Origin of the sequence: Paracoccus sp. (in: a-proteobacteria) (assembly GCF_035556475.1) — a bacterium.
Lineage (GTDB): Bacteria > Pseudomonadota > Alphaproteobacteria > Rhodobacterales > Rhodobacteraceae > Paracoccus.
Window position 1 is genome coordinate 1 of record NZ_DATMFA010000126.1, and the last position, 10,278, is coordinate 10,278.

The 10,278-nt window shown below is 64.0% G+C and carries 12 protein-coding genes; 8 read left to right on the forward strand and 4 right to left on the reverse strand.

All coding sequences use genetic code 11. From position 1 onward, the window contains the following. Nucleotides 1–175: 175 nt before the first annotated feature. From VNQ78_RS18305 to VNQ78_RS18320, 4 genes are read right to left on the reverse strand one after another with little or no spacing between them, the layout of a single operon-like run. Entirely contained in the window at nucleotides 176–889 is a 714-nt protein-coding gene (locus VNQ78_RS18305; protein WP_349255698.1) for an ABC transporter ATP-binding protein, read from the reverse strand. Beyond that, a complete protein-coding gene (locus tag VNQ78_RS18310) occupies nucleotides 889–1,647 on the reverse strand; it encodes an ABC transporter ATP-binding protein (RefSeq protein WP_325692481.1) in 759 nt (252 codons plus the stop codon). The genes VNQ78_RS18305 and VNQ78_RS18310 overlap by 1 nt, the downstream gene beginning before the upstream one ends. Further along, nucleotides 1,647–2,525: a branched-chain amino acid ABC transporter permease gene (locus VNQ78_RS18315; protein WP_325692483.1), complete on the reverse strand. Its 879-nt coding sequence runs from the start codon at nucleotides 2,523–2,525 to the stop codon at nucleotides 1,647–1,649. Before VNQ78_RS18315 ends, VNQ78_RS18310 begins: the two co-directional genes overlap by 1 nt. Beyond that, nucleotides 2,525–3,415 (reverse strand): branched-chain amino acid ABC transporter permease, encoded by an 891-nt coding sequence (locus VNQ78_RS18320; RefSeq protein ID WP_325692485.1) that lies wholly within the window; start codon nucleotides 3,413–3,415, stop codon nucleotides 2,525–2,527. Before VNQ78_RS18320 ends, VNQ78_RS18315 begins: the two co-directional genes overlap by 1 nt. A 229-nt stretch (nucleotides 3,416–3,644) precedes the next feature. Here VNQ78_RS18320 and VNQ78_RS18325 point away from each other — a divergent pair, with 229 nt between their 5' ends. The 8 genes from VNQ78_RS18325 to VNQ78_RS18360 form a co-directional block, all read left to right on the forward strand. Continuing rightward, a complete protein-coding gene (locus VNQ78_RS18325; protein WP_325692487.1) occupies nucleotides 3,645–4,775 on the forward strand; it encodes an ABC transporter substrate-binding protein in 1,131 nt (376 codons plus the stop codon). Nucleotides 4,776–4,832: 57 nt separating this feature from the next. Next, on the forward strand, nucleotides 4,833–6,509 hold the full coding sequence (locus tag VNQ78_RS18330) for a GMC family oxidoreductase (protein ID WP_325692489.1): 1,677 nt from the start codon (nucleotides 4,833–4,835) through the stop codon (nucleotides 6,507–6,509). After that, nucleotides 6,482–7,855 carry an FAD-dependent oxidoreductase gene (locus tag VNQ78_RS18335; RefSeq protein WP_325692491.1) on the forward strand — a complete coding sequence of 458 codons (1,374 nt, stop codon included), beginning with the start codon at nucleotides 6,482–6,484 and terminating at the stop codon, nucleotides 7,853–7,855. Before VNQ78_RS18330 ends, VNQ78_RS18335 begins: the two co-directional genes overlap by 28 nt. After that, on the forward strand, nucleotides 7,852–8,325 hold the full coding sequence (locus tag VNQ78_RS18340; protein WP_325692493.1) for a VOC family protein: 474 nt from the start codon (nucleotides 7,852–7,854) through the stop codon (nucleotides 8,323–8,325). The genes VNQ78_RS18335 and VNQ78_RS18340 overlap by 4 nt, the downstream gene beginning before the upstream one ends. Next, the gene (locus VNQ78_RS18345; RefSeq protein ID WP_325692495.1) at nucleotides 8,318–8,665 is read left to right on the forward strand and encodes a hypothetical protein; all 348 of its coding nucleotides are present in this window, start codon (nucleotides 8,318–8,320) and stop codon (nucleotides 8,663–8,665) included. The genes VNQ78_RS18340 and VNQ78_RS18345 overlap by 8 nt, the downstream gene beginning before the upstream one ends. Continuing rightward, the gene (locus VNQ78_RS18350; protein ID WP_325692497.1) at nucleotides 8,658–9,446 is read left to right on the forward strand and encodes a sugar phosphate isomerase/epimerase family protein; all 789 of its coding nucleotides are present in this window, start codon (nucleotides 8,658–8,660) and stop codon (nucleotides 9,444–9,446) included. The genes VNQ78_RS18345 and VNQ78_RS18350 overlap by 8 nt, the downstream gene beginning before the upstream one ends. After that, the gene (locus tag VNQ78_RS18355; protein WP_325692499.1) at nucleotides 9,446–9,973 is read left to right on the forward strand and encodes a VOC family protein; all 528 of its coding nucleotides are present in this window, start codon (nucleotides 9,446–9,448) and stop codon (nucleotides 9,971–9,973) included. Before VNQ78_RS18350 ends, VNQ78_RS18355 begins: the two co-directional genes overlap by 1 nt. A 12-nt stretch (nucleotides 9,974–9,985) precedes the next feature. Continuing rightward, nucleotides 9,986–10,278: aldo/keto reductase (locus tag VNQ78_RS18360; protein WP_325692501.1), on the forward strand; the 293-nt coding region annotated here is incomplete at its 3' end.

Here is a 10,278-nt window from a genome sequence, read left to right on the forward strand (position 1 = left end):
CTTGCCGTGGCTCTTGGGAAAGAAGGGCCTTAGCCGCTCCATCTGCGCCTCGCTCAGCCAGAAAAAATTGCCCATCGGTCAGTTCTCCTTGCGGAGCCTGAAACACGCCAAAGGCACGAAATCAATGGGTCTGGAGCCTAAAGACGCGCTGCCGATCTCCAAGCCCCACAGTTTTTCAATGCGTGCCGGTGCCCAGATAATGCGCGATCACGCGACCGTCCTGCGCGAGGTTGGCGCTGCTGTCGGTGGCGACGAAATGGCCCTGTTCGATGACATAGGCCCGATCCGACACTTGCAGGGCCTTGCGCGCGTTCTGCTCGACCAGAAGGATGGTCATTCCCTCGCGCTTGAGTTGGACCAGCGCGTCAAAGACCTGCTGCACGATCACCGGCGCCAGCCCGAGGCTCGGCTCGTCCAGCAGCAGCAGGCGCGGGGCGCCCATCAACGCGCGGCCTATGGCCAGCATCTGCTGCTGGCCCCCCGATAATGACCCGGCCAATTGGTCGCGGCGTTCATCGAGCACGGGGAACAGGCGGAACACGTCGCTTTCGGTGTGGGTGGGTTTTCGCCTCTGAAGGGCATTCGCCCCCACCAGCAGGTTCTCCATCACGGACATGTCCGGCAGGACTTGCCGGCCCTCGGGAGATTGCAGGATACCCATGCGGGAAATGGCCCAGGCGGGCGTGCGCACCAGCTCGACCCCGTCGATTTGGATCGAACCGGCGGTGGGGGTGACGATCCCGCTGATGCAGTTCAGCAAGGTCGATTTCCCGGCCCCGTTCGGTCCGATCAGGGCGACCATTTCGCCCTGTGCGACCGTCATGGACACACCGGCCAGAGCGCGGATGCCGCTATACGAGGCATGCAGCTTTTGGACCGTTAGAACCATCATTCCACTCCCAGATAGGCGGTGATCACGACGGGATCCGCGACAACGTCACGCGGTAGCCCCTCGGCGATCAGCCGGCCGCCGTCCAGCACATAGACATAGTCGCAAAGCTCCTGGACGAAGCGCATGTTGTGTTCGATCAGCATGATCGCCTTGCCCTGATCGGCCAACCGGCGGAAGATCTGGGCAAGGTGGTGCGCCTCGACATCGTTCATGCCGGCGACGGGCTCATCGAGCAGGATCAGGTCTGGATCGGTTGCCAGCGCCCGCATCATCTCGACCTTGCGCTGGTGGCCATAGGCAAGACTGCCGGCGGGGCTTTCGGCGTGATCGGTCATGTCGAACTGCTCCAGCAGCGCCATGGCCCGCTGACGCAACATCGCATCTTCGCGACGCGAGGATGGCAGCCCCAGGATCGCCGAGATGAGCGAGCATTTCTCATGCCGGTGAAAGCCGACCATGACATTGGCCAGAACGCTGGCCTCTTTCTGCAAGCGGATGTTCTGGAAGGTGCGGCCCATGCCGGACCGGGCGACGCGGTCTGCCGGCTCGGTCGAGATGTCCTGCCCCCCGAACAGGATATGCCCCGAGGTCAGCGGCAGCATTCCGGTGATCAGGTTGATGAGCGAGGTCTTCCCCGCCCCGTTCGGGCCGATCAGCCCGGTGATCCGTCCGGCGGGCACGGTCATGTTCACATCATTCGACGCGGTGACGCCGCCGAACTTCTTGTGGACGTGTTCAAGCACAAGGTCTTTCATCACTGCACCTCTGGCTTGAGCGTTGCGGGCGCGGGCTTGCGCGCCTTGCGACGTGCCCGCCGCGCGATCAGGGTGTCCACGATTCCACGCGGCATGAAATTCATCACCGCCATCAGGATCAGGCCATAGATCATGATCCGGGCATCGGCCAAGGGCCGCGAGATTTCCGGCAGCGCGATCAGCAGCGCGACGCCGACCAGCGGCCCCCAAACGCTGCGGCGTCCGCCAAGGACCACATAGGACATGATCACGATGATCAGGTGGAACCCGAACTGGTTCGGCTCGACCGCATAGGAATGCAGTGCCTCGAGGCCGCCGAAAAGCCCGGCGATTACGCCTGACATGGCATAGGCGATGGTCTGGGTGCGGGGCACATTGATCCCCAGCGACACGGCCATGCCCTCGTCCTCCCGCACGGCATCAAAGGCGCGCCCGATCCGCGACCGCGACACGGCCCAGATCACATAGATCGTGGCGACCACGAAACAGAGCAGCGTCCCCGTCCCCGCCAGCTTCGGAATGCCCGAATAGCCCATGGCGCCGCCGGTGATGTTCTCGGCGTAAAGATTGGTCGAGAGCACGATCTGCACGAAAGCCAGCGAGGCAATGGCCTGATAGACTCCGCGGAGCCGGGCCAGCGGCAGCGCCAGCAAGACCCCGAACAGCAGTCCCATCAGGGCACCCGCGAGAAGCGTGACCGGCATCGGCAGGCCGAATTGTACGGTGAGGATAGCGGTCGTATACGCACCGATAGCCGACAACCCGACATTGCCGATGGAAAATGCCCCGGCCCTCAGGACGATATATTGCGAATAGGCAAAACCCAGATGCAGCAGGAACAGGTCGAATAGCGGGCGGTATCCAAGAAGCTGGTCCATTACCGACGCCCCCGCAGAACGCCCGCTTCATCCCGACCGAAGAGGCCGTTGGGCCGGATCAGCAGGACCGCGAACAAAAGCCCGAAGATGATGATGTCGGACAGGCGCGAGGACAGATAGGCTACGCTGAGCGTTTGCAGCACCCCGAACCCCAGTGACGCGACCAGCGCCCCGGCGACCGATCCGAGCCCGCCCAGGATGACCACGACAAATCCGCGCAGCAGGAACGGGTCACCCATCATGAAGTGGATCGAGTTGAAGGCAAGGCCAACCAGCACGCCCGCCGCCCCTGCCAGCATCCCCGACAGCATGAAGGTCTGGAAATAGATCATCCCCGGACGGATACCGGCCAGCAACGCGGCGCGTTCGTTCTGTGCGACCGCCCGGACCTGGCGGCCAAAGCTGGTTTTGTAAAGATACCAACTCATTGCGATCACGAGGATTACCGCCAGCACTGCAATGGCCAGTTGCAGTGCCGAGATACGCAGCCCCCAGAACTTGAACATCACCACCGGGAATGTATCGAACGGAAACCGCAGAACCTGCGTCTTCGAGAGGATCTGCGCGATGGAGACCAGCACCAGATTCGCCCCGATCGAGGAGATCAGCGCACCGAACTCGACCTCTCCGCTGGCCCGCAGCCGGCGGAAGGCCGTGACCTCGATGATGACGGACACAAGGCCCGCCCCGATCATTGCAAGGATGAAGGCGACCCAGAGCGGCAATCCCGCCTGAACCGAGTAGAGGCCGATGAAGGCCCCAGTCATGAAGATCCCTCCATGCGCGAGGTTCATGATCTTGTGGATGCCGAAGATCAGCGTGAAGCCAAGCGCGAACAGCGCGTAGACACCCCCGATGATCAGGCCGTTGACGACTTGCTGGACGAACATGCTCCTCCCCTCCCCTGGCGGTGAATCATGATTTGATCATCATGCATAATTCATATGAAGATATTTTTGTATACACAAAGATATTTTTTGTGTTCATTGCGACTCGGGAGAAGGATGGTCGCGTCGCAGTTCCCATCCGTGAGGACACGAGACGCAGGCAGATCATCGCAAATGCGAACAGGCTGCGGTTGACGCAATCACAAGGTTTATCCTGATCGGGAGGAGAAGGATGTTTCTAAGAACGGTTCTCGCAGCTTCGGCAGCATTCTGCGCGCTGACCGCGCCCATGGCTTCGGCCGCAGAGGTCAAGCTGGCGATCATCGAGTCGCTGACCGGCAGTCCCGCCTTCATCGGCAAGACGCTGGCAGATGGCGCGGTGCTGGCCATCGAGGAAATCAACGCCAAGGGGCTGGCAGGCGATGGCGTCACCATCAAATACACCCTCGATGACGATGCGGGTGATCGGGGTCAGGCGCTTGGGCTGATCGGCAAATACGCCGCCGACCCATCCGTCCTGATGATTGTCGGCCCGACCACCGGAGCGATTGCGCCCTCCGCTGCCGCGGCGGCCAATGACCTGAAGACTCCGATCCTGATTCAGGCCAACAACCTCGCGGTGCCGCAGGCGGGTCCCTGGTCCAACTCGTTCTCGCAGCCCGCGCAGATCGCCACGCCACCAATCGCCATCTATGCCGCCGAAAACCGCGGCGTGAAGAACTGCACCATCGTCACCGTCATCGACAACGAGGCCTATGTCGCCATGTCGAAGGTCTTCGCCGCGACCGTCGAGGAGCGGGGTGTCAAGGCGGCACTGGAAGGCGTCAAGATCGGCGACATCGACTTTTCCGCTCTGGCGGTCAAGATCGCGCAGGGCGAGCAGGACTGCCTGTTCGTCGCGACGCCCGCTGCCGTGGCAGCCAACATGATCATGCAGTTCAAACAAGCCGGGCTTGACCCGAGCGTCCAGATCTTCGGCCTCAACTCGCTTGCTTCCCCCGAATTCGTGGCGACCGGCGGCGGCGCGGTCGAGGGCGTCACCGTGATCGGCGAGTGGACGCCGGGCGGGTTCGACGACAGTTCGCGCGCCTTTGCCGAGGCCTATAAGGCGAAATACGGCGTCGATGCCGACAACTGGGCGCCGCAAGGCTATTCCACCATGATGCTGGTGGCGGATGCCCTGAAGCGCGCCGGACCGAAGGCCACGCGCGAGGAGATGCGCGACGCGATCAGCAGCGTCAAGGATCTGCCCGTCGTCGTCGGCAAGGGCGTCTTCAACTATACACCCGAGCGCTTTGCCAGTTTCGGCATGGGTATCCTGACGGTCAAGGACGGCAAGTTCGTTCAACCCGACGATCTCTGATCAGGGACGGGGCGCGCGCGTCATGCCGCGCGCCCCGACAGCTTTGGGACATGTGGCATGGAATTTGACAGCGAGTTTGACTTTATCGTCTCGGGCGCGGGATCGGCCGGTTGCGCGGTCGCGGGGCGGCTGGCGGAATCCGGTCGCTTCCGGGTGCTGCTCCTTGAGGCGGGGCCGAAGGACGGCGCTTTCTGGATCAAGGTTCCGATGGGATATCCCATGCTGTTCACCAATCCGAAGGTGAACTGGATGTTTGAATCCGAGCCTGAGCCCGAGTTGAACGGCCGCCCGATGTATAATCCTCGCGGCAAGGTTCTGGGTGGGACCAGCTCGATCAATGGCATGCTCTATGTGCGCGGCCATCCGAATGACTATGATACCTGGGCGCAAATGGGCAATCCCGGCTGGGGCTGGGATGACGTGCTGCCGTTTTTCCGCAAGGCCGAGGATCAGACCCGCGGCGCGGACGCCTATCACGGCACCGGCGGCCCGCTGACGGTTTCCGACCAGCCGAACCCCTCGCCCGTCGCGCTCGCGATCATCGAGGCCGCCGTGCAGGCTGGCGTGCCTCGCAACGCCGACTTCAACGGCGCCCAACAGGAAGGGACCGGGCTGTTTCAGACCACGACGCGCAAGCGCCGCCGCTGGAACAGCGCCCGGGCCTATCTTTCAAGGTCGCGCGCGAACCTTCGCGTGGACACCAATGCCCATGCGACGCGCCTGCTTCTGGACGGCAAGCGCGTCATTGGCGTCGAATATCGCCAGCAGGGCCGCATCCTGCGGGCCCGCGCGCGCCACGGGGTCGTGGTCAGCGGCGGCTCGTTCGGGTCGCCGCAACTGCTGCAATTGTCGGGGATCGGCCCGGCCGAGCATCTGCGCGACATGGGCGTGCCGGTGCTGCACGACCTGCCCGGCGTGGGCGCGAACCTGCGCGATCACTTCTATGCCTCGATGATCTTCCGCTGTCATGAGCCGGTGACGATCAACGAACTGGCGCGCAGCCCTCTGCGCCAGTTCATCGCCGGGGCGCAATATGTGCTGGCAAAGCGCGGACCGCTGGCGGCGAACGGCATCTTTGCCGGGGTCTTTACCCGCACCAACGAAACGAAAAGCCGCCCGAACCTGCAAATCAATACCAATATCTGGTCGGTGGCCTCGCGAGACAAGAAAGGGATGAAGGTTCACGACTTCCCCGGCTTCACCATGAGCCCGGTGCATCTTGACCCGGTCTCGACCGGCGAGGTGCGGTTGCGTTCCGCCGATCCCCATGCCGACCCGGTCATCCGCCACAATTTCTTTCGAGACGAGGTGGACCGGCAGGCCATGGTCGATGCGGTGCGCATCGTGCGCCGCATCGCGAACCAGCCCGCACTGGGGCGCTACATGGCGGAAGAGATCCGCCCCGGCGGTGAGGTGAATACCGATGCCGAAATCGTCGACTGGGTGCGCGCGAACGGCATCGCGAACCTGCATCCCGTCGGGTCATGCGCCATGCTGCCCGGCGTGATGGGCGTGGTCGACCACCGCCTGCGCGTCCACGGGGTCGAGGGGCTGCGCGTGGCCGACGCCTCGATCATGCCGGGGCTGCCCGCAGGCAATACCAACGCTCCGTCCATCATGATCGGTGAGAAATGCGCCGCCATGATCCTTGAGGACATGGCCACCGCGAGCACAGCAATGTCAGCCAACAAGGACAGGGGAACGGAATGGTCCGGGACAACGATTACGACGTGATCGTCATCGGCGCGGGGGGCGCCGGACTGGCGGCGGCCCATATGGCCAGTCTCGAAGGCGCGCGGGTGCTGCTGGTCGAGGCAGGTGACAAGGCGGGCGGGTCGACCGCGCTCTCTGGCGGCGTCTTCTATGCGGCCGGAACCTCGCTCCAGCGCAAGGCCGGGATCGAGGACGACCCGGAATCGATGTATCGCTATTACCTGCATGTCAACCAATACAAGCTGAACCCGGCGCTGGTCCGGCGCCTCTGCCATGATGCGACGCCGACCTTTGAATGGCTGGTCGGCCTCGGCGTCGATTTCCCCGAGGAAAACCTCTACTGCTCGGGGGTCGACAAGATCCGGCGCGGCCATCGCGCGCGCGGCCACGGTGCCGAGATTGCCGAGGTTCTCGAAGGCTCGCTGACCGGCAAGACCGTGGATGTCGCGCTGCGCACCCGTGTCGAAGACCTGCTGGTCGAGGAAGGGCGCGTCTGCGGCATCCGCATCGACGGTGACGACGTGACCGCGGGCGCGGTCATTCTGGCCACCGGCGGCTTCGGCGCGAACCGGCAGCTTCTTGCGGAACTGTTCCCGACGGCGGCCTCACAGGGCGATCTCTCATGGTATATCGGCTCGACCCATTCGCAGGGCGACGGGATACGGATCGGCCGCCGACTAGGCGCGGGGATCACCCAGCCGGATCGGGGCTTGCTGCTGATGACACCCGGCTGGGCGAAGGAGCTGGAAACCTATCTGCCGCCCTGGCTGATCCATGTCACGCATGAGGGGCGGCGGTTTGTCGACGAATCCTGCGAATATTCGATCCTGTCGGAACTGCTGAACGAGCAGACCGCGCGCGAATGCTTCTCGATCTTTGACGAGGCGGCGCGGGCGACGGCGAAATCGCTGACCGCGCCGAACTGGTCGGCCGACCGGCTGGCGCATTTCATCGCGGGCGGCCAGATCGCCCAGGGCGCGACGCTCGCAGAACTGGCGGGCAAGCTGGGGATCGACGCGGACACGCTGGCAACCACCGTCGCCACGACGAACCGCGCGGTCGAGGCTGGCGAGGATGCACAGTTCTTCAAGGATGCCGCGCATCTGAAACCCATCGCCACCCCGCCCTTCTACGGCGCACGCATCCGCCCCGCCATCGTCTGCTGGACCGGCACCGGACTGCGCATCGATACCGAGGCGCGCGTCCTGGATCAGGCCGACCGCCCGATCCCCGGACTTTACGCGGCGGGCGAGACCACGGGCGGCATGTTCGGTCCCTGTTATGCCGGGGGCGGCGCGTCGATCGGCAATGCAATCGTCTTTGGCCGGGTGGCCGGAACCAACGCGGCACGAGAGGTGGCATCATGATCCTTGGCATTCACCACGCGGCGATTTCCACGCCAGACCTTGACCGGGCACTGGATTTCTATTGCGGCATCCTCGGGTTTCAGGTGGCCTCGCGCATGGATTGGGAAAAGGGCACCGCCCTGCCCGACACCATTCTGGGCGTCAAGGACACCGCCGCGCGTCAGGCAAAACTGCGGGCCGGCAACTGCTTTCTGGAACTGTTCGAATTTTCCAGCCCCACGCCCCACCCCCTCCGGCGCGAGGTACAGGACCACGGCATCGCGCATCTGTGCCTGCATGTCCGCGATCTGGAGGTCGAGGTCGCGCGCCTCGAGGCGGCGGGGATCACCTTCCGCTCGGATCCGCAGCGCCGGCCCAGCCATGCCTCGGTCTATGGCCACGACCCTGACGGCAATATCCTCGAACTTCTGGAGGTGACAGATAACAACCACCCGTTTTCCTTCGCTAATCTGGAGCGGGAGGATGGCTGAAAAGTTCATCATCGCGGTGCTGACCAACCCGCGCGAGGGACAGGATGCCGCCTTCACCGAATGGTATGACGACCGCCACATCCCCGATGTTCTGGCAATTCCGGGGGTGATCTCGGCCCAAAGATATGGGCTGGCCCCCGTGCAGCGGATGGATGCGCCCTATCCATTTTCGTGGTTCGCCTTTTACGAGGTCGAAACCGACGACCTTCCGGCCCTGATCGACGACATGCGCGAGCGGGGCGGGACCGAGCGCATGCCGATCTCGGACGCGCTGGACCCCAATCGGATCACGCTGGTCTTCTCGCCCCACGGGCCGCGCCGGACGCCGGGCGATGCGTGACCGGCTCAACCTCGATTTCCTGACCGCGCTGGATCTGCCCGCGGCGGATCTGGTGCATCTGGCCAGCGATCTGGGCGTGAAGCGCGTCTCGCTGCTGGTCACGCCGCTGGACGGCCTGCCCGATTTCGGGCTGGACCGGCCGGGTACGGCGCGCCGCGCGGTTCTGGACGCGCTGCGCGACACCAGCGTCGTGTTCGATATGGCCGAGCCGTTCTATCTGCATGCCGATACCGTGACGGATGACCTGCTGCCGGGGTTTGACACTGCCGCCGAACTGGGGGCAAGGATGGTCAACCTGCTGGCCCGGACAGCCGATCATGGCCAGCTGGCCGCCCAGATGGCCGCTGCCTGTAACGCGGCCCATGCGCGCGGGATGGAGGTCGTGACCGAGATTTCCAAGCGCGGCAGCCTTGTCACCCTGTCCCAGACGGTCGCCTTTATCGAGACCAATGCCCTGCCGCTCGGCATCGAACTCGACAGCCTGCATTTCTTTCGCGCGGGCGGGAAGGTGGGCGATATTGCAGCCCATGCCCATCACGTCGGCCGTATCCAGCTTTGCGACCTGCGCGCCGGGATCACGCCCGATCAGGAATGGGACGAGGCGATCCGCGACCGCGCGCTGCCCGGCGAGGGCATTGCCGATCTGGCCGGGTTTCTGGACGCATTGCCGCCCGGGGCGGTCATCGGGTTGGAAATCCCGCAGTCGGGCATTCCCGGACCCGAGGCCGCAAGGCGGGCCCGCGATGCCACATTGAAACTTTTCAGATCAGAGGGCCATTGATGAGCCGTTTCTACGGAACCCTGTTCCAGCATGGATATGTCGTCGCCGATGTCGAGGCGAGCGTGAAGCAATGGGCCGAAACCATGGGGATCGGGCCGTTCTTCGTCTATCCGACCCCGATCCCGTTTCAGGTGCTGAAGGTCTGGGGCAAGGAAGTCTCGCATCAGATCCACAAGCGGGTGGTCATGGGCTATTCCGGCCCGGTGCAGATCGAGTTGATCGAACCGACCTCCGAACCCTCGCCCTATCTCGACTTCCTGAACAGCCGTGGCGAGGGCCTGCAGCATTTCGGCTTCCTCTGCGATGATTTCGACGCTCAGATCGCCGCGGCCGAGGCGCGCGGCATGGTCCGCGCCATGGAAGGGTATCAAGCGGCCTCGCGCATGTGCTATCTCTGCGACCCCGCCAAACCCGATGCGCCGATGATGGAGCTGGTCGACCTGAAGCCCGAACGCCGCCACATGTTCGACCGGATGCGCGCGCCGTCCGTGGGCTGGGATGGCAGCGATCCGCTGCGCAATCTGTAAGGGGATCCTCGGATGGAATACCGCAAGCTGGGCCGTTCCGGCCTTTCCGTGTCCGTCGTCGGGCTGGGATGCAACAATTTCAACTGGACGATCGACGAAGAGCAGTCCCGCCGCGTGGTCGATGCCGCGCTGGACGCGGGCGTCACCTTCTTTGACACCGCGAATATCTATGGCCGGTCGGGAGGTTCCGAAGAGTTTCTCGGTCGCGCCCTTGGACCCCGCCGCGCGGAGGCGATCGTTTCGACCAAGTTCGGCATGCCGATGGCCGACGGCTCGCACGGGGCTGACCGCAACTATATCATCCG